We start from the raw sequence: 18,097 nt of genomic DNA, 5'->3' as shown, positions 1-18,097 counted from the left end.
CGCATCGCACACGGAGAAGGGCGCGCACATGCCCCGTACTGCCCTGGTACTCGGCGGGAACCGCGGTATCGGCCTGGCCGTCGCGCGGCAGCTGGCCGCCCGCGGCGACCGGGTCGCCGTCAGCCACCGCACCGGTGAGCCGCCCGCGGGGCTGTTCGGCGTGCGCTGCGACGTCACCGACGCCGAGGCGGTGAGCGCGGCCTGCGCCGGGGTCAAGGCCCGGCTGGGCCCGGTGGAGGTGCTGGTGCACAACGCGGGCATCACCCGGGACCGGCCGTTCGCCGCGATGACCGCGGCGGACTTCGAGGCCCCGTTGCAGACCAATCTGCTCGGCGCGTTCCACGGGATCAGGCCGGTGCTGCGGGGCATGATGCGCGCCCGGTGGGGACGCATCGTGCTGATGTCCTCCACCGTCGCGCTGTCCGGCGCGGTCGGGCAGACCAACTACGCCGCGTCCAAGGCCGCGCTCATCGGCTTCGCCCGCTCACTGGCCCTGGAGGTGGCCGGCCACGGCATCACCGTCAACGTGGTCGCCCCGGGCTACACGGACACGGACATGGTCGCCGCCATGCCCGAGGACAAGCGGCAGCGCCTGCTGGCGGCCGTGCCGATGGGACGCATGGCCACCTCCGACGAGATCGCGGCGGCGGTCGCCTACCTCACCGGCGAAGCCGCCGGCTATGTCACGGGCACCGTGCTGCGCGTCGACGGCGGGGTCGGCATGGGCCACTGACACCGGGCCGGCGCCCCTCGCACCGCACCGCGCCACCGCACCGCGCGACCCACCCGGCACCCATCACGTGCCCCACCCGGCGCCGCAGTCCGCGGCCGGCCGGACCGCCCCAGGCAGGAGGAACAGGCAGTGCCCACCCGGCCGCCGCCCACCGCGCACCCCAGCCCCGCCCCGGGGCCGTCACCGACCCCGATCGCCCTGGTGCGCTCCGTCGAGGACGTCCTGCCGCTGCTGGACTCCGTGCCGCTCGCCCGCTACGAACACGAGCGCGCCGCCCGGCTGCCCACGGCCGCGGCCCGCGCCGACTACCTGGCCGCGCACGTGCTGGTACGGGTGTGCGCGGCACGTCTGCTCGGCGTGGCACCGGCCGCCCTGACACTGGGTCAGCACTGCGCGGACTGCGGCGGCGACGACCACGGCCGGCCGTTCCTGCGCGAGTCCCCCGGCACCGGGGTCAGCCTCTCGCACGCCCGCGGCGCGGTCGCCGCGGCCGCGGGGCCGGGCCCGGTCGGTGTGGACGTGGAGGACACCTCGGCCGGCCGGTTCGACCCGCGGGTGGCCGCCCGTGTGCTGACGCCCGCCGAACTCGCCGCGGTCCGCGCCGACCCCGATCCCGCACGGTCCTTCCTGCGGCTGTGGGTGCGCAAGGAGGCCCTGGTGAAGGTGGGCGTGACGGCACTCGGCCGGCTGCGCGAGATCGACCTCGTGCGGCCCGGCTCCCCGGCCGGCTGGCGGTTCGCCGACTGGAGCGGCCCGGACGGCCGGCTCACGGCCGCCGCCGTCTCCCGCGCCACCCCCGCCTTCGACGGCGGCAACGACCTCAGTCCCTCTCTTTTCGTCTACTCAGGAGAGCAGCTCGCATGACTGCGAACCAGTCCACGACCGGCCACCGGACCCGGACGGCCACCCCGCGCCGGTTCCTGATGTGTCCCCCGCGCCACTTCGACGTCACCTACTCCATCAACCCCTGGATGAACCCCGGCAAGCCCGTCGACGGCGGCCTCGCGCTGCGCCAGTGGGAGGAGCTGCGCGATCTGTACCGGGAACTCGGGCACACCGTGCTGGAGATCGAGCCCGCCCCCGGACTTCCCGACATGGTGTTCGCGGCGAACGGCGCGACCGTGGTGGACGGCAAGGTGTTCGGCGCCCGCTTCCGTCACGTCGAGCGCACCGCGGAGGGCCCGTTGTACCTGGAGTGGTTCCGGCAGCAGGGCTACGACGAGCTGTACTGGCCGGAGCACATCAACGAGGGCGAGGGCGACTACCTCACCGTCGGCCGCCGCCTGCTGGCCGGTACCGGGTTCCGCACCGACCCGCGCTCGCACTTCGAGGCGCAGGAGTTCTTCGGGCTGCCCGTGACCGGTCTGCGCCTCGTCGACCCGTCGTACTACCACCTGGACACCGCGCTCGCCGTGCTGTCGGACGACGAGATCGCCTACTACCCGGAGGCCTTCTCCGAGGGCAGCCGGGCGGTGCTGCGCGAGATGTTCCCGGACGCGATCCTGGCGACCGCCGAGGACGCGGCGGTGTTCGGGCTCAACATGCTCTGCGACGGCCGGCACGTCCTCCTGCCGCGGGCGGCCACCGGGCTGGCACGGCAGCTCGCCGGGCGCGGGTTCGAACCGGTCGGTGTGGAGCTGGCCGAACTCCTCAAGGCCGGTGGCAGCGTGAAGTGCTGCACCCTCGAGCTGCGGAGCTGACGCCGTGGACAGTCACATCGTCGAGCGGTACGACGAGACCGCCGTCAACTGCCTGACCGGGAGCTACGCGCTCCTCGCCGGGATCGCCGGGCGCCCCGTGCCGGAACAGGCCGTCTTCGAGCGCGGCGACGGCTACCTGTTCCAGGCGGGCCTGGACGAGTCGGGATACCCGGAGTACATCTTCCCGGTGGAGGAGGCCGGCGCGCTCGGCATGACCCGGTCGGGCTTCACCGTGCACAAGGAGCCCATCGACTTCGAGGCGCCGGCCGCACAGCTCGAAGCGCTGCTCGGGCGGTACGGGGCGGTCATCGTGTGGGTCAACACCGCCCACCTCGGCTACGCGGACGTCTACCGCGACAACGCGCCCTACCTGCACGCGGTCGTCGTCCGGCGGATCGCCGCCGACCACAGCCACGTCGAGGTGCACGACAGTCTCGTCGTCGGCACGAAGCCGTTCAGCTGCCGGGCCGTGGTGACCTTCGACGACCTGGTCCGGTCGGCGGCCGACCGGATCAGGAGCGACGCGCACGACGCCATGGGCTTCTTCTACGCCGTCACCGACGACCGTGCCGCGGCCGGTCCGGCGGACGGCGCGGTGCCCTCCGGGGAGGGGTCCGCGGACGGCGCCGAGCTGAGCGGTGCCCTGACCCGGCAGGCGGAGCGGTTCTTCGCGGAGGACCGTTTCCGGGAGTCGATCCGCACCTACCGGGCCCTGTGCGAGGAGTGCTTCGCCGGCCCGGCCGAACGCGCGACGGTCGGCGCCCGCCGCCTCTTCCACCACGCCTCGGTGCTCTACGCGGTGCCCAGTCTGACGCTGATGGCCCGCTCGCTGCGGGTGGCCGGCGCCGGGGAGCGCAGCCTCGCCCTGCACGAGGAGGCGACGCGGCACTGGGAGGCGATGGGCGTGCTCGCCCTGCGCTACGAGGCGACGTCCGCGCCGTCGGTGCTGAAGCGGATCGCGCAGCGGTTCGAGCAGCTGGACGAGGTGACCGTGCGCCTGTGGCAGTCGGTGGCGGCCGACGCGCCGCCGCGCCGCAGCCCGGAGGAGTCCGCGGCCCGGTGACCGCCCACCGCCCCCGGCCCCGGCGGCGTACGGCCCCGGCGCGCTGTCCGGCCGGCCGCTCGTGCGGCCGGCCGGGGTCACCGCCCCCTGCGGGGCGGGCGACGGTCAGGCGTAGGTCTCCAGTTCGGCCACCTTCGGTGTGGCGCTCGCGCCGGTGATCTCGAAGGTGACCTTCTTCAGCGCGGTGGGCGCGAACGAGATGACGCCCGCCCCGCTGCCCGAGGCCAGCACGGTCCCGGTGTCGGCGTCGAGCACCCGCCAGGAGCCGATGGTGCCGGTGGCGCCGGCGGGTTCCCGGACGTTGACCTTGGAGATGGTGGTCGCCGAGCCCCACTTGACGGAGACGGACCCGGTGGAGCCGGCCGGTGACCAGTAGGTGCTCAGGTCGCCGTCGCGGACGTTGCCGTAGCTGGTGCCGGACGCCTTGCTGGAGCCGTCGGCGGCGGCGCCGAGGCTGAGGTTGGTCCCGGTGGGCGGCGTCGGCGTGGTGGGGGTCGGCGTGGGCGTCGCGGGAGGCGTGGGCGTCGGGGCGGGCGTCGTCGGCGTGCAGTTGCCGTCCGACACCTTCAGGCCGGTGTGGGCGCCCGCCGTCGCGGTCACGATCGACGGCACGCAGGACGCGGCGTCGAGGCTGTAGGCGTAGGGGATGCCGACGGTGGTGTTCGACGTCGGGTTCGGTCCCGCCGGGTTGGTGTCCTCGCCCGGCGCCGACCAGGTCACGTTGTCGAAGATGTTCCCGCTGACCTGCCAGTAGCCGGGCAGGTCGGTGTAGAAGGTGCCCAGGACGTCCTTGGAGTCCTTGAAGTAGTTGTTGTCGACCCTGGCCTTGCCACCGGCCCGGGGGTTGATGCCCGAGGAGTTCAGGCTGACGTAGTAGTTGTCGTAGATGTGGGCGGTGGCTCCGCGCAGCAGGGGCGTACGGGAGTCGATGTTCTCGTACAGGTTGTGGTGGAAGGTGACCGGCCCGTTGGCGAGGTCGCTGTCGCTGGACCCGATCAGGCCGCCGCGCCCGGAGTTGCGCAGGGTGCTGTAGGACAGGGTGACGTACCGGGTGTTGTCCTTCATGTCGATCAGGCCGTCGAAGCCCGCCGACTCACCGCCCGAGGCGAGCAGCGAGACGTGGTCGACCCAGACGTTGTGTACGTCGGTCTCCATGCCGATGGCGTCACCGCCGTTGGAGGTGGGCGAGCCGGACTTCTTCACGTTCTGCACGGTCACGTTCTGCACGATGATGTTGCTGGACTGGCGGATGTGGATGCCGATCTGGTCGAACACGGCACCGCTGCCGACACCGACGAGGGTGACGTTGCTGACGCCCTTCAGCTCGATCACCCCGGCGGCGGTGTTGCAGCCGGCTCCCGACACCTTCGCGGTGTTGCCGACGGTGACGGTCCCCTCCACCTGGATGGTGATCGGCGTGCTGGTGCCGGCCCGGCCGCACAGTGCCTGGTGGATCTCGGTACCGGTGGTGGCCTTGACCGTCGTCCCGCCGGCGCCGCCGGTGGTGCCGCCGTTCTGGGTGGCGAACCCGGTCGCGCCGGGGGTCGCCGCCGACGCGGCGGGCATCGACAGGACCACGCCCGCCGTCGCGGCCAGGGCCAGCGTGCCGAGTGCCGCGGAGAGTCGCAGTGCGACTGGTCGTCTCATCCTTGCCTCATCTTTCGTCGTCGCGTGCGGGGGTGCCGTGCGCAGCCGTGCCGGAGCCGGCGAAGCCGGGCGGCGCCGACCCGCCATTAGTCATGACCATGACATTCAGGCAGGCCGAGGAACCCGCTCGTCCGGTACGGGTGCTCTTCCGTCCTGGTGCGGACCCGTCGACGCGGCCACGGCGACGGGGTGCGCGGTGCGTTCGCGACGGGGAGCACGTCCCTGCCCCCGGCGCGCCGGCACCTCGGTGCGGTCAGACCGCGGTCAGCTCCGAGCCGGATCGGTTGCGGCTCGAGGGCTGCGCTACGGCTGGTACCGCGGACCGCTTCCTCCGGCACGGTCGGCATGCACCGGGGAAAGCGCTTTCTCCTGTGTGAGGATAGGGCGGCCCCGGGCGACTGACAAGCATGTGAACAGCAGTCCTCCATCTGACTGTTCGGCGTACGCGAGACGGAGCGGAACCGGCCTCCGGGCCGGACCGGAGACCTCCGGGCCGGACCGGAGACCCGGTCCGGCCCGGAGGCCGGTTCGGTGCGGCGTCCACCGCTGAGCGCGAGTGGTGTCGTCAGCGCCCCCGGCGGTCGAGGGCCGCCACCTCGCGCACGGCCTCGGCGACGGCCAGGAAGTCCTTCTTGAGGATGGAACCGTGACTGCTGGCGACCTTCGCGCTGATCTCGATGTTTGCGTTGCGGGCGGTCACCGCGTCCAGGGCGGCGCGTATCCGTTCCTGCTCGTCACCGCGGCTGCCGAGGGACTTGCCCGAGGCGACCACGTACCGCGTCGGTACGGTGATGCCGTCGAGCACGGGGCCCAGTTCGCGCTCGCGAGCGATCCTGCCGAGTTCGATGTTGCTGTCGGCCTGCTGGGCGGCGGTCATCCGCGGAGTCAGGCCCGTCGGGCGCAGCAGCGGCAGGAACCAGCCCATGCGGCGGAACAGCTTCCGGATCCGCCGCTCCATGGCCTCGTCGAGCCAGTCGTGCGGCTGGGCGCCGTCGACCAGGACCGCGCCCAGGGCACGCTCCGGGTTCCGGCCGGCCCAGTGCGCCGCGACGAACGCCCCGTAGGACCAGCCCACCACCAGGGCCCGCTCCACGCCCCTGGCCGCGAGAACGGCGTCGACGTCCCGGACGGCGGCCTCGAAGGAGTAGTCCGCCGAACGCCTCGACCTGCCACGGGCCCGCTCGTCGTAGGTGATGTGCCGCCACTGCGGACCCAGTTCGCCGACGACCCGCCGCCAGTAGCCCTGGGTGGCGAACTGGCCGTTGAGGTAGACCACGGGGACGCCCGGACCGCCGGTGTCCGTGACGGCCAGCGCCGTGTCGTCGACCGGCACCATGCCGGTCCAGGTGGCGCCGGTGCTGTTCGCGCCGGTCGAGGAGGTGCTGTGCTGCGTCATGGTGTCCACCTGATCGTGTCGGGGGTCGGGTACGACGACTTCTACGGGCCTCGGCCGGGTCCTGGCACTCGCGGACCGGGCCATGGCGCGACTCTCAGAGGCTGCGGGCGGAGATGTCGCCGTGGGCCGTGGTGGCGCGGATGTCGAGGTCGGTGGTGCCGTTGTTCTTGAGGCCGTTGCTGACGCGGCCGTAGCCGGTGCCGGCGTCCAGGGCGGCCGAGACGCCCGCGGCGGCGCCGACCGAGATGTCGCCGGCCCCGGTGCTGAGCACGACGGTGCCGCGCACGGCCTCTCCGATCCGGATGCCGCCCCTGGCGGTGCTGATCTGCGCGGAGCCGCCCAGCCGGACCACTTCGACATCACCGTCGACCGCGGTGAGGCGGACGCTCGCGGCCTCGTCGATCTTGATCTGGCGGTACGCGCCCTCGAACGCGACGTCGCCCAGCCGGCCGACGCCGCGGAATTCGCAGGCGGCGGCCTTGCCCTCGACACGGGAGCCGGCGGGCAGCTGGACGGTGACCTCCACGGACCCGGCGGGACCGGAGAGCCGGCTCCCGGACCCGGGGGTGGTGATCCGCAGGACACCGTCGGCGAAGACGACGGTGGTCTGCTCGGCGGCCCGGAGGTCGCGGCTCTCGGAGGCGTCGGCGGGCAGCACCGCGACGGTGGTGTCGGCGCGGTCGGCGGCGATGAGCTGCACACGTCCGGCGGCGATGTCCAGGACGGCGGCGATCGGGGCGGAGGTGTTCTCGAACTTCTGCATGACGCTCTCCCGTTGTCTCTTTCACGCGTTCTTTCCGACAACGGAAACGCTACGTTGCTTTCCATTTTACAGCAACAGGATCGTTGCATTCGTTCAGTGTTTACGCATTTCAGAGGTAAAAAGTCGTTGCATCGGCTGGGCAGATAACGCAACGAAGGCTGGCCGTCCGTTGCAACTGGTGAAGAGTGAACGCTATGGTGGGGTGATCATGCAGCATCACGACGGGTCACCGAGGAGTTCACGATGCCGGGAGGCAGGCTTACCCAGCAGGAACGCCGGCAGATCGCGCTGGGGCTGGCCGACAGCCTCCCCTACGCCGAGATCGCCCGGCGCCTGGACCGTCCCACCTCGACGGTCACGCGCGAGGTGATGCGCAACGGCGGCCCCACCGCCTACCGCGCCGATCTGGCCCACCGCGCCACCGAGCGCCGCGCCCACCGGCGCAGGCCCGCCTCCGCGCGAGGGCCGGAGACGGCCGCCCAGCCGCACGGACGCGACGCCGAGGCCGTGGCCGAGTACGAGGAGACGCTCACCACCGTGCTGATGGGTTCGGGCCTGCCGAAGATGACGGCCCGGGTGCTGACGTGTCTGTTCACCACCGACGCGGGCAGCCTCACCGCGTCCCAGCTGGCTCAGCGACTCCAGGTCAGTCCGGCGTCCATCTCCAAGGCGATCACCTTCCTGGAGAGCCAGAGCCTCGTCCGCCGAGAACGCGACGAAGGCCGCCGCGACCGCTACATCGTCGACGACGAACTCTTCTACCAGGCGACGATCGCCAGTGCCCGGGCCAACGACCAGCTCGTGGAGACCGCACGCCGCGGCGTCGCGGTCCTCGGCTCCCACACCCCCGCCGCGGCCCGCCTGGAGAACATCGCCCGCTTCCTCGACTTCATCAGCGAGAGCGTCATCCGCGCCGCCGAACAGGCCCGCGATGTCCTCCACACCAAGCCCGCGGCGCACGCGGACGACACCGCCCGCCCGGGCCCGGACCCGGACCACTGACAGCAAGGCGCCGCCCGGGCCCGGCGGCCACTTCCCGACGCGGCGTCTACGGGAAGAACCGCCCGGCGCTCGGGTGGTCCTGGGCGCCGTCCACGCGGATGTTGGCCCCGTTCACCCCGGCGGCGCGCACCGACAGGAGGAAGCACGCCACGTCCGCCACCTCCCGCAACTCCACCAGCCGCCCGCGGGGGAAGTCGTCGCGGGCGAAGGCCTCGTACAGCTCGGGCCGGTTGTCGCGGACCCAGGCCCAGCCACCGCCCTCGAACATCACCGAACCCGGGCTGAGCGCGTTCACCCGGATGTTGCGCGGGCCCAGTTCCTGGCCGAGGGTCGCGGCGAGGTGGATCTCCGCCGCCTTCGCCGAGGCGTACGACGACCTGGGGCCCGGCTTCCATCCCGTGATCGACGCCACGACGAGCGCGCTGCCGCCCCCGCGCCGCTCGAAGTGCGGCACGGCGGTGCGGATGGCGTGCGCGGCGTGCAGCACGTTCACCTCGTACGTCCGCAGCCAGTCCTCGGGGGTCGAGTCCAGCAGCCCGCCCCCGGACACCCCACCCGCGTTGGCCACCAGCAGGTCGAGACCGCCCATCCGCGCTGCCGCCTCGTCGACGGCCCGGGCGAGCGCGACCGGGTCCGTGACGTCCGCCTGGACGCCGGACAGTCCTGACTCCTTCAGTCTCTCCGCATCCCGGCCGCAGACGGTGACGATCGCCCCCTCGGCCTCGAGCGCCCGGCCTATGGCCAGCCCGATGCCGCTGCTCCCCCCGGTGATGAACGCCGTCTTCCCCGCAAGCCCCAGATCCACGGCGACAGCCTGTCAGCAGCCGTCGGCATGATCAACCGGGACTCCGGCCCGATCGACGGAAATCAAAGAATCAGGGACGTTTGCACGGGCGCGGACGGTGCATACGAGGAGCTAACACAGTCTTTATCCGACGAGAGGGAAACACACCATGGGCATCATCGCGTGGATCATCATCGGCCTGCTCGCCGGCGCCATCGCCAAGGCCCTCATGCCCGGTAAGGACCCGGGCGGCATCATCATCACCATGCTCATCGGTGTCGCCGGTGGTCTGCTCGGCGGCTGGCTCGGAAAGGTGATCTTCGGCGTCGACTCCGTCGACGGCTTCTTCGAGCTCTCCACGTGGATCGCCGCGATCGTCGGCTCCCTCATCCTGCTCGCGCTGTACCGTGTCATCACCGGCAACCGACACTCGCACCGTCACGCCTGATCCGCTGACGCCGATCGCGTCCGGACACCCCGAGCGGCTCCCACCCTGCTGTGCAGGAGGGGAGCCGTCGGCGTTTCACCGGCAGCTTCACCCGGCGACGGACGGCCCAGGCCGTCGGGACGGAGCAGGTCACCAGGTCGTCAGGTCGCGCGCCGGAACTTCATCCACCGTTCACGGGCCCACCGCCTCGCCGGGAGAGGCCGTTCGGCCGGTGCCGGGACCGTCGTGCCGCCCAGCCCATGACGAACACCTGGACGGAACCTCCGTGACTGCATCGACCGGCCGCCGTCGGCGCCGTGGCCTGACCCGTTTCCTCGTCGCCGCCCCGCTGCTGACCGCGGGCGTCCTCACCGCCGCACCGGCCCACGCGGCCGCGAGCGACGACATCCGAGTCAACGAGGTCGTCACCACCGGCGATGTCAATGACTCGATCGAGCTGTACAACAAGGGAGCCGCTCAGATCGACGTCTCGGGCTGGGTCCTGAAGGACGACAACGACGGCTCCAGGTACACCATCGCCTCCGGGACCACGCTCGCACCCGGCGCCTACCGGGCCTTCGACGTCCACAGCGCCTTCGGGCTCGGCTCCGGCGACGAGGCCCGCCTGTACCTGGCGGACGGCAAGACCCTGGTCGACAGCTTCTCCTGGAGCACGCACTCGGCACCCTCCTGGTCGCGTTGCCCCGACGGCACCGGTGCGTTCCGGCAGGCGGCGCTGACCCTCGGCGCGCCCAACGACTGCGGCACCGGCGCCGGCGGGAGCACCACCCCGGCGGCCTGGCCCGGCAGCGGCACGGTGGCGACCGCCGACGCCGCCAACGTCTTCGGCCAGGACCTCAGCGGCCTCTACGAGGAAGGGTCCGTGCTGTGGGGCGCCCAGAACAGCGGCAAGCTGTGGCGCCTGGTCCGCGACGGCTCCGGCGGCTGGAAGCCGGACACCGCAAGCGGCTGGACCTCGGGCAGGACCCTCCGCTTCCCCGGCGGCTCCGGCACCCCGGACAGCGAGGGCGTCACCCTCACCGGGGCCGGCAGTACCGGCGGTGTGTTCGTCTCCAGTGAGCGCAACGGCGACGCGTCCGGCACCAGCCGCCTGTCCGTGCTCAAGTACGACGTCTCCGGGACCAGCGGCACCCTGACCGCCGCCAAGCAGGGGAACCTCACCGCCGACCTGCCGTCCGTGGGCTCCAACCTCGGCCTGGAGGGCATCACCTGGGTGCCCGACGCCGGCCTGACGGCCGCCGGCTTCAAGGACGCCTCGACCGGGGCGGCCTACGACCCGGCCGGCTACGGCTCCCACACCGGCGGTGTCTTCTTCGTCGGCGTCGAGGGAACCGGCATGGTCTACGGCTATGTGCTCCAGGACTCCGGCGCCTACACCCGCGTCGCCGCCATCAGCAGCGGCATGAGCGGCGTGATGGAACTGCAGTGGGAACCGCAGTCCTCCCGCCTGTGGGTCGTCTGCGACGACACCTGCGACGGCCGGCACCGCACCATGGCCGTCGACGCCTCCGGTGTCTTCACGACCACCGGCGTGTACAACCGCCCCAGTGGCATGGCGAATTACAACAACGAGGGCTTCGCCCTGGGCGGCGCCGGTGAGTGCACCGGCGGCCGGAAGCCGGTGTACTGGGCCGACGACAGCGACGACGGCGGCCACGCCCTGCGCAAGGGCACCATCGACTGCTGAGCCATGTCACCCGTTCAGGGGCGCCGCCGCGGATCGCCGGATGCGGCGGCCGTGATGTGATCCGCTTGTGGCAGACATCCCCGACCGGCTGATCGAGCTGGAACGTGCCTGTGAGGTCGCGCGAGCGAAGCTCGCCGGCCTCACCGGTGCGCGGTACGACGAGCAGTGGCGGGCGTGGCGCCGGGCGGCCGAGGAGTGGCAGGCCGCCGTGACGGCGTACGCGGCGGGTGACGACGTGGCCATGTCCCGGCACGAGGTGGAGGAGGCGGTGCGGCGGGCCGTCCGGCAGTCGCAGGAGGACCCGGCCGTCGAGTAGCGCACCCCGTCACCTCACCGGCCACCGGCGCCACCGGCCGGGGCCGGTGGCCGGTGCCGGCGTCCAGCCGCCGCGTGCCGGTCTCAGCTGCCGGTGTCGAGCTCGGCGCCACGGAGTTCCGGGGCGGCGAAGAAGCCCTGCACGAGGTCCTTCATGTCCAGCTCCGTCGCACCGGCCGGAGCCGTGGGCCTGGTGCCGTCGCTGATGCGCAGCCTCAGTCCCAGCTTCTTGACCTCGGCCTTCTTGACCGTGGCCTTCTTGACCGTGGCCTTCTTGACCGTGGCCTTCTGCACCAGCTTGGCGAGGTCCACGTCCACCTCGGTCAGCTCGCTGTTCTTCAGCGTGAAGTCCGCCGTCACCTTGGTGTCGGGGGCGTCCTTCAGGTCCTTGTCCGTCGGCAGTCCCGTGCCTCCCGGCAGGCCCTTGGCCAGCGGGCGGATCTCCGCGAACAACTCGGTGATCAGCGTGCGGAAGGGGGCGGTGGCGGTGACGTGCTCGGTGCCGTCGTCGCCGCCGGCCGTCCTGAACTTCACGTCACGGGCGATGATCCCGCGCAGGGCCTTGCTCAGCTTGTGCTGCGCCTTGGCGTCGAGGGACGGGACGGGCGCGGGACCGCCCGGGCCGTCCTGATCCCCGGTGGCGTCCTTCGTCATCTCCGAGACGCTGAACTTCACCCACTTCCCCTGGAGGAGATCCTTGAGCGCCCCGGCCTCCGCGGGCAGTTCGTCGGCGGAGGGCACGGGAGCACCCATGACCGTGCCGAGGGCGTCGACGTCGGCACGGACGTAGGCGTTGTCGCCGAACACCCGGTACTCGACGAGGTCGCCGTCGGCGTTGGTGAGCTTGGTGGCCATGCCGACCAGGTCCTTCTCACCGGACTCGTCGATCGGCTTCTTCGACTGCATGGTGAAGGTGATCTTCGCGCCGCTGATCAGCTCGGCGACCTCGTCCGGGAGCTCATCGCCGGGCGCCGGGTCGGACTGGCTGTCCAGCGCCTTCAGGGACGCGGCGTCGGTGTCCAGGTCCACCTCGAAGGACAGCGCCTTCTTCTTGCCGAGCCGGTCGAAGGCCCGGTCGAGCTTCTTGCCCGCCGAGAGCTGCTCCACCGTTCCGCAGGCGGCGGAGCCCGCGAGGACGGCGCCGACGACGGCGGTGGCGATCAGGGTCTTGCGTATGGCGCTGATGATGGTCTCCTCGGGAATCCGATCACGGTGTGATCCCTCAGGAGACTCACCACCCGCCCACAAGGTTGCACGGCCACCGGCCCTCGCCAGGACGCCGGCCGACGATGTGCCGATCCGTCCGCACCTGTCCACCCGGGCGACGAGGAGTCATCCCCCGCGTGCCGCCCGGCCCTTCGGCGGGCGCAGCAGGCGGAGGCCGGCGAGGCTCTGGAGTGTCATGGCGGCGGCGGCCGTGGCGGCGACGGCGAAGCCGCCGCGGGGACCGAGTGAGTCGACCGCCCAGCCGGAGAACGCGGCCGCGGCGGCCGAGCCCGCCGCACTGGCGGAGCCGAGCCAGGAGAACGCCTGGGTCAGGACGGCCCGGTGGACGGCCGCCTCGGTGAGCACGGGGAAGAGCACGAGCAGGAGCGGGATCGTGGCACCGGTCAGGACCACGACCCCGGCGAGTTGCCGCGGCGAGCCGACGATGAGCAGCAGCAGGGTGCCGAGCGTCAACGCCCCTGTCGCCGCCAGCAGTTGTACGGGAGGGGTGGCACGCCAACGGCGCAGGCCGTACAGCCATCCGGCCAGCAGGCCGCTGCAGCTGGAGACGGCGAGGACCGGGGCCGCGGCGCCCGGTGCCCCGCGGTCCACCACGAAGGCGGTCACGGACACCTGCATGGCGCCGAAGAAGACCCCGACGGCGAGGTTGAGGCCGATCAGCAGGACGACGGCGCCGCGCGGCGACGACCGTTCCCGTCCGGCTCGTGCGGCGCGCCCGGCGACCTGCGGCGCGCTGCCGTGCTGCGCCGCGAGGGCCAGGCCGCCGAGCACCGACAGGGCGGCGGCCAGCGCCGTTCCGGCCCAGGCAGGTCCGGCGGCGGCGAGCGCGCTGACCGTCATCGGTCCGACGAGGTAGGCCACCGCGTTGCCGATCGACTCCAGTGCGAACGCGGTGGGCAGTTCCGCCGCTCGGTCGGTGCGCAGCAGTGCCGCCCAGCGCGCCGCGGACAGCGCGCCGAGCTGGGGGACGGTGGCCCCGACCAGCGCACCGCCCAGGGTCAGCAGGGCGTCGCGGGCGTGCGCGGTGACCAGGGACACCAGGAGGGTCACCGCCAGGGCGTGCGCGAGCAGCGCGGGCGGCAGGACGCGGGTCTGGCCGAACCGGTCGACGAGCCGGGCCAGTTGGGGGGCGCCAAGCGCCTCGGCCACCGCGAAGGCGCCGCTGACCAGGCCGGCCGCGGAGAAGGTGCCGGTGCGGCCGTGTACGAGCCAGACGATGCCGAGGCCGGTCATCGCGACGCCGACGCGTCCGAGGGACGCGGGGAGGAAGAAGGCCGCGGCACCCGGGGTGCGCAGCAGGGAGCGGTAGTTCGCCGAGGGCACGGCGAGTCCTTCGCGCTGCCGGCGGGACGGCTCACCTGGGTCGCCGGTGCCCGGATGGACGACCCGTGGTGCCGCCTGGAACCGTCCAGTGCTGGCGCGGAGAGGGGGCACGCGCCCCGCACCGGCCCCGTCACCGGGCAGAAGTCTCGTTCTGTCGTTGGTGGTGGTGAAGCCCGTACAGTCTCCTCGGCGCGAGCGGCGATGTCCATCCCGGCGGTCCGGGAGAGGGCGGGGAGCCTGCCTATCGGTCGAACGACCGGAAGCCGGGCTGGGCCGGCGGGCAGCCGAGCACGCAGACCCAGAGCTGGAACGGCAGTCCCCGGTGCCGCACCTCGGCCAGCTTGCGGCCGTTCGCCCCCAGGGGGCGGCCGCAGACCGCGCAGTCGATGGCCATCTGCTGGCGCGGCAGGAGTCGGCCGACCTCGGGGAGGAGCGCCGGCGCCGTGGCGCGACCGGTCACTCGGCGTTCCTGCCGCGGCACGTGGTGCCGTCCGTCCGGACCGGAGTGTGGAAAGTCGTCATTGCTCGCGCCTGGCCTTCAGTCGTTCTCGGGAAGTGGTGTCGCCGCGGAGGTTTCACCGGATGTCGCCGGTCCAGCGGAAGGAGCGCGCGTCGCCGGGACGGCGCTCGTAGACCGCCTGACCGCCGGTGGCGGACCGGCCCGGCTCGGTCGGGAAGCCGAGGCCGCTCCTGGGCACGTCCTGGTGCGTGAGTGGTGCGCGACTCGGGGTGTGCGTGCTCGATCGCCGGTCGTCGTCCAGGGAGAAGTCGCCGGACGCCGTCGGCGCACGGTCCTGGGCCGGCCGGCCGCCCGGCGTCTCCTCGGCCGCCGGCTCGGGAAGCTGCAACCGGTGCCGGGGCACGGCCCGCCGGGGTGGCCTGGTGAGAGTGATCTGGCGGACCACCTGCTGGAAGCAGGCCAGCGAGGCGAAGCTCGGCAGGGCGGCGGCCGCGATGCCGATGACGTTCCGTGGAGCCTGCGCGATGCACAGGGTCATGGCGATGGCGGAGAAGACCAGGAGCACGGACCAGGAATGCACGGCCCGGCGCTGGTGCAGCGCGGCCCGGAGGACGGACAGCGACGCCACCACCCAGGGCCCGAACACCAGGAGGGGCCACCAGGAGACCACGCTGGTCTGCATCCGCGTCACCGCCACGACGCGCAGCGGGTCGTAGGCGATGAGGCCCCCGAAGATGCTCACGGCGGAGGCGACGGCGGTGACCAGTGCGGCGATGAAGCGACTGGCGATCCGGATGCCTCCCGCGTGCTGCCGTACCGTGACCTTGCGGTGGCCCCGCGAGGGGGCTTTCACCGCGGGCGCTTCCGCCGTGATGTCCACCAGGGTTTCGATGGGCGCCGCGGCGTCCGTGCCGGGCGGGTGGTCCTCGTAGTGGGTGGCGGGGATTGTCGTCTGCTGCTCGATGCTGTCCCGCAGCAGGTAGGCCAGTTCCTGGGCGGGGTCCCAGCCGGCTTCCGGGGGGATCAGGGCCGAGTGGTAGGTGTCGGCGGTGGCCGCCCGGTGCCGGCCACCGGTGCCGCCGAAGCCGTCCGGATGCTCGACGGGGGGGTCCGGGTAATGCCCCATGTATTCACCGTGCATAATACGGAGCGGCCATTCCGTCGAGGGCCGGCAGAATCGCGTCTTCCGTACTCGGCCAACGTCTCGCGATATCCGTCTCCAGAGAACTCATCGTGTCCATGAATTCCTGGAGGGTCTCCTCGGTGACCTCAAGGGTCACCGGGAGACCACCCTTCATCAAGACGCCCTTGGTGTCCCCGGCGGTGTGGGACGCGGGCAGATAAGTATAAGAGCCGAGCCGCGCGGGTCGCCTGGCCGGGTGCGGCCATCCCGGCGCGGATTCCAGCACCCGCCCCCCTGCTTCCTTTGTCATATTCCAGATAACGCCGCCATTCGATGATGGATACGTAGCGAACGGGTGACCAATTAGCCGGACAAGCACCTGATTCGCGTATCGATCGGACTTATACGCGGCTGTATGACCAACGACAGCCGGGCATCTCGTCGCACCGGCGGGCGCCCGCCTCGTCAGGCGCCGGGGATGTCCGGAAGGTCCACCGACCAGCCCAGCGGATACGGCTCCCTGCCGTCGGGACCCGGCGCGAGGGGTTCCGCTCCGGCCCGGTTGAAGGCGGCGAGAGCCTCGACGAGCGCCAGCCGCTGCTCCGGGGTGAGCAGTTCGACGATCCCGGCGATCTCGGAGCGCCTGCGGGCCGTCACCTCCTCGACCGTGCGGCGCCCCTCGTCCGTGAGCCGCAGCAGGGTCTCGCGGCGGTTGCGCGGGTTGAGGTGCCGGTCGGCGAGGCCCGCCGCGATCAGGCGGTCGACCATCCGCATGGCGGTGGACGGCGCCACGTGCAGCTGGTCGGCGAGCGTCACCAGGTTGGTGGGCCCCCCGGGTGGCCAGTACGACCAGCATCCGGAACCGCGGCAGCGTGACCCGCTCCTCCACGGCGGCGAGGGACCGCGCGGACACCGCCGTGAAGCGGTCAGCACCGCCCGGGTCACGGCATCCACATCCTCCATGGCCCCCGCGGGGCTCTCCCGTTCCACCATGTCCCTGTTCCACCGTGCGGCGGTCCCCCGCCGTGTGGCGGTCCGCGCCGGCCCGTCCGGCCGGGGCGCCCGGCCGGTTCACCCGTCGCGGCCCGGCTCCCGGCGGCCGGAGCGCCGTACGGCGGCGACGGCGGCCAGGACGGCGCCCACCCCGAGCACCGTCAGGCCGCGCCACCACACCTGCGCCTCGATCTGGGTGGCGAGGACCACGCACGACGCCGCCCCGAGGACGGGCAGCACGGTCGGCGTACGGAAGTGATCGCTCGCGCCCTCGTCGCGTCGCAGGACCAGCACGGAGACGTTGACCATGAGGAAGACCGCGAGGAGCAGCAGCACCAGGGTGGAGGCCAGGGTCGCCACGCTTCCGGACAGCGCCAGGAGCATCGAGAGCGCGGTCGTGACCGCGATCGACACCCAGGGCGTGTGCCGGCCGGGCAGCACCGTGGTGAGGGCGGACGGCAGCAGTCCGTCGCGGGCCATGCCGTAGGCCAGACGGGAGGACATGATGCCGGTGAGCAGGGCGCCGTTGGCGACGGCCACGAGCGCGATCGCGCTGAACAGGCGGGGCGGCACGCCGCCCGCGGCCCTGACGACCTCCAGGAGGGGCCCGCTCGACGCGACGAGCCGGCCGGTGGGCACGGCGGCCGAGGCGGCGATGCCCACCAGCACGTACACGGCCCCGGCGGTGCCGAGCGCGCCGAACAGGGCGCGCGGGTAGGAGCGGCGGGGGTCGCGGGTCTCCTCGGCGACGTTGACGGACGTCTCGAAGCCGACGAAGGAGTAGTAGGCGAGGACCGATCCGCTCAGGACGGCCGCGGCGGCGCCCTTGCCGGGCGTGCCGAGCTGGACGAGCCGCCCGGGATCGCCCTCGCCCCGCAGCAGCAGCCAGGCGCCCAGCGCCACGATGAGCAGCAGGCCGCCGACCTCGATGACGGTGGCGACGACGTTGGCGCGCGTGGACTCCTTGATGCCGCGCGCGTTGACCAGCGCCAGGACCAGCAGGAACACCACGGCGACCGCGGCCACGGGCAGCCGTACGAACGCCGAGAGATAGTCGCCGGCGAAGCCGCGGGCCAGTGTGGCCACGGAGACGATGCCGGCCGCCAGCATGCAGAATCCGGCGATGAAGCCGGCGAACGGGCCGAACGCCAGGGTCGTGTAGTGGGAGGCTCCACCCGCCCGGGGGTACTTCGTGGCCAGTTCCGCGTACGAGGACGCGGTGAGCAGCGCCAGCAGCAGCGCCACCAGCAGCGGCACCCACACCGCGCCGCCGGTGTCGGCGGCCACCTGCCCCACCAGGACGTACACCCCGGCGCCCAACACGTCACCGAGGATGAAGAAGTAGAGGAGCGGCGTGGTCAGGGAGCGCTTGAGCGACGGGCCGGACGCGGGAGCCGATGGCTGTTGTCTGAGCGAGGACACCTCCTTCATGT

General features: G+C 72.4%; 17 protein-coding genes and 1 pseudogene. 8 read left to right on the top strand and 10 right to left on the bottom strand.

Going from position 1 to position 18,097, the window contains the following annotated elements; genetic code table 11:
* The first annotated feature begins 28 nt into the window (after positions 1–28).
* The 4 genes from ACZ6CZ_RS06570 (at position 29) to ACZ6CZ_RS06555 (ending at position 3,496) form a co-directional block, all read left to right on the top strand.
* Positions 29–733 (top strand): SDR family oxidoreductase, encoded by a 705-nt coding sequence (locus ACZ6CZ_RS06570; protein WP_469015651.1) that lies wholly within the window; start codon positions 29–31, stop codon positions 731–733.
* A 129-nt stretch (positions 734–862) separates the two neighbouring features.
* Positions 863–1,597: a 4'-phosphopantetheinyl transferase family protein gene (locus ACZ6CZ_RS06565; protein WP_469015649.1), complete on the top strand. Its 735-nt coding sequence runs from the start codon at positions 863–865 to the stop codon at positions 1,595–1,597.
* Entirely contained in the window at positions 1,594–2,433 is an 840-nt protein-coding gene (ddaH, locus tag ACZ6CZ_RS06560; protein WP_469015646.1) for a dimethylargininase, read from the top strand. Before ACZ6CZ_RS06565 ends, ddaH begins: the two co-directional genes overlap by 4 nt.
* Before the next feature lie 4 nt (positions 2,434–2,437).
* Positions 2,438–3,496 (top strand): hypothetical protein, encoded by a 1,059-nt coding sequence (locus ACZ6CZ_RS06555; protein ID WP_469015644.1) that lies wholly within the window; start codon positions 2,438–2,440, stop codon positions 3,494–3,496.
* A 105-nt stretch (positions 3,497–3,601) separates the two neighbouring features.
* Here the strand turns inward: ACZ6CZ_RS06555 and ACZ6CZ_RS06550 are convergent, their stop codons facing one another.
* The 3 genes from ACZ6CZ_RS06550 to ACZ6CZ_RS06540 form a co-directional block, all read right to left on the bottom strand.
* On the bottom strand, positions 3,602–5,143 hold the full coding sequence (locus tag ACZ6CZ_RS06550; RefSeq protein ID WP_469015642.1) for a pectate lyase family protein: 1,542 nt from the start codon (positions 5,141–5,143) through the stop codon (positions 3,602–3,604).
* A 565-nt stretch (positions 5,144–5,708) separates the two neighbouring features.
* The gene (locus ACZ6CZ_RS06545) at positions 5,709–6,539 is read right to left on the bottom strand and encodes an alpha/beta fold hydrolase (RefSeq protein ID WP_469015639.1); all 831 of its coding nucleotides are present in this window, start codon (positions 6,537–6,539) and stop codon (positions 5,709–5,711) included.
* 94 nt (positions 6,540–6,633) lie between these two features.
* A complete protein-coding gene (locus ACZ6CZ_RS06540) occupies positions 6,634–7,302 on the bottom strand; it encodes a DUF4097 family beta strand repeat-containing protein (protein WP_469015637.1) in 669 nt (222 codons plus the stop codon).
* Positions 7,303–7,545: 243 nt separating this feature from the next.
* On the opposite strand from ACZ6CZ_RS06540, the gene ACZ6CZ_RS06535 reads away from it, so the two are divergent.
* Entirely contained in the window at positions 7,546–8,304 is a 759-nt protein-coding gene (locus ACZ6CZ_RS06535; protein ID WP_469015635.1) for a helix-turn-helix domain-containing protein, read from the top strand.
* Between the two features lie 46 nt (positions 8,305–8,350).
* Here ACZ6CZ_RS06535 and ACZ6CZ_RS06530 read toward each other — a convergent pair whose 3' ends face one another.
* Entirely contained in the window at positions 8,351–9,109 is a 759-nt protein-coding gene (locus ACZ6CZ_RS06530; RefSeq protein ID WP_469015632.1) for an SDR family NAD(P)-dependent oxidoreductase, read from the bottom strand.
* Between the two features lie 148 nt (positions 9,110–9,257).
* On the opposite strand from ACZ6CZ_RS06530, the gene ACZ6CZ_RS06525 reads away from it, so the two are divergent.
* The 3 genes from ACZ6CZ_RS06525 (at position 9,258) to ACZ6CZ_RS06515 (ending at position 11,539) form a co-directional block, all read left to right on the top strand.
* Entirely contained in the window at positions 9,258–9,536 is a 279-nt protein-coding gene (locus tag ACZ6CZ_RS06525; RefSeq protein WP_469015630.1) for a GlsB/YeaQ/YmgE family stress response membrane protein, read from the top strand.
* A 265-nt stretch (positions 9,537–9,801) separates the two neighbouring features.
* Positions 9,802–11,223: a lamin tail domain-containing protein gene (locus ACZ6CZ_RS06520; protein ID WP_469015627.1), complete on the top strand. Its 1,422-nt coding sequence runs from the start codon at positions 9,802–9,804 to the stop codon at positions 11,221–11,223.
* A gap of 67 nt (positions 11,224–11,290) precedes the next feature.
* Positions 11,291–11,539 (top strand): hypothetical protein, encoded by a 249-nt coding sequence (locus ACZ6CZ_RS06515; protein ID WP_469015624.1) that lies wholly within the window; start codon positions 11,291–11,293, stop codon positions 11,537–11,539.
* Between the two features lie 83 nt (positions 11,540–11,622).
* Here ACZ6CZ_RS06515 and ACZ6CZ_RS06510 read toward each other — a convergent pair whose 3' ends face one another.
* The 6 genes and pseudogenes from ACZ6CZ_RS06510 to ACZ6CZ_RS06485 all read right to left on the bottom strand — a co-directional run bounded on the left by ACZ6CZ_RS06510 (position 11,623) and on the right by ACZ6CZ_RS06485 (position 18,095).
* Positions 11,623–12,786, bottom strand: coding sequence for a hypothetical protein (locus ACZ6CZ_RS06510; protein ID WP_469015622.1), 1,164 nt, complete (start codon positions 12,784–12,786; stop codon positions 11,623–11,625).
* Positions 12,787–12,870: 84 nt separating this feature from the next.
* Positions 12,871–14,088, bottom strand: a complete 1,218-nt coding sequence (locus ACZ6CZ_RS06505; RefSeq protein WP_469015619.1) for an MFS transporter — start codon at positions 14,086–14,088, stop codon at positions 12,871–12,873.
* 241 nt (positions 14,089–14,329) lie between these two features.
* A complete protein-coding gene (locus ACZ6CZ_RS06500; protein ID WP_469015616.1) occupies positions 14,330–14,548 on the bottom strand; it encodes a hypothetical protein in 219 nt (72 codons plus the stop codon).
* 115 nt (positions 14,549–14,663) lie between these two features.
* Positions 14,664–15,674, bottom strand: a complete 1,011-nt coding sequence (locus ACZ6CZ_RS06495) for a DUF2637 domain-containing protein (RefSeq protein WP_469015614.1) — start codon at positions 15,672–15,674, stop codon at positions 14,664–14,666.
* Between the two features lie 462 nt (positions 15,675–16,136).
* Positions 16,137–16,664, bottom strand: a pseudogene (locus tag ACZ6CZ_RS06490) (MarR family winged helix-turn-helix transcriptional regulator).
* A gap of 78 nt (positions 16,665–16,742) precedes the next feature.
* Positions 16,743–18,095, bottom strand: coding sequence for an APC family permease (locus ACZ6CZ_RS06485; protein WP_469015612.1), 1,353 nt, complete (start codon positions 18,093–18,095; stop codon positions 16,743–16,745).
* Positions 18,096–18,097: the final 2 nt, after the last annotated feature.

The organism is Streptomyces sp. NPDC041135, from assembly GCF_055592085.1.
This window is presented reverse-complemented; position numbering and strand designations above follow the sequence as displayed.

Excerpts from the sequence above, each read along its gene's own strand:
- ACZ6CZ_RS06485 (WP_469015612.1), bottom strand. The coding sequence starts at position 18,095 with ATGAAGGAGGTGTCCTCGCTCAGACAACAGCCATCGGCTCCCGCGTCC.
- ACZ6CZ_RS06545 (WP_469015639.1), bottom strand. The coding sequence starts at position 6,539 with ATGACGCAGCACAGCACCTCCTCGACCGGCGCGAACAGCACCGGCGCC.
- ACZ6CZ_RS06535 (WP_469015635.1), top strand. The coding sequence starts at position 7,546 with ATGCCGGGAGGCAGGCTTACCCAGCAGGAACGCCGGCAGATCGCGCTG.
- ACZ6CZ_RS06550 (WP_469015642.1), bottom strand. The coding sequence starts at position 5,143 with ATGAGACGACCAGTCGCACTGCGACTCTCCGCGGCACTCGGCACGCTG.
- ACZ6CZ_RS06570 (WP_469015651.1), top strand. The coding sequence starts at position 29 with ATGCCCCGTACTGCCCTGGTACTCGGCGGGAACCGCGGTATCGGCCTG.
- ACZ6CZ_RS06525 (WP_469015630.1), top strand. The coding sequence starts at position 9,258 with ATGGGCATCATCGCGTGGATCATCATCGGCCTGCTCGCCGGCGCCATC.
- ACZ6CZ_RS06495 (WP_469015614.1), bottom strand. The coding sequence starts at position 15,674 with ATGGGGCATTACCCGGACCCCCCCGTCGAGCATCCGGACGGCTTCGGC.
- ddaH (WP_469015646.1), top strand. The coding sequence starts at position 1,594 with ATGACTGCGAACCAGTCCACGACCGGCCACCGGACCCGGACGGCCACC.
- ACZ6CZ_RS06540 (WP_469015637.1), bottom strand. The coding sequence starts at position 7,302 with ATGCAGAAGTTCGAGAACACCTCCGCCCCGATCGCCGCCGTCCTGGAC.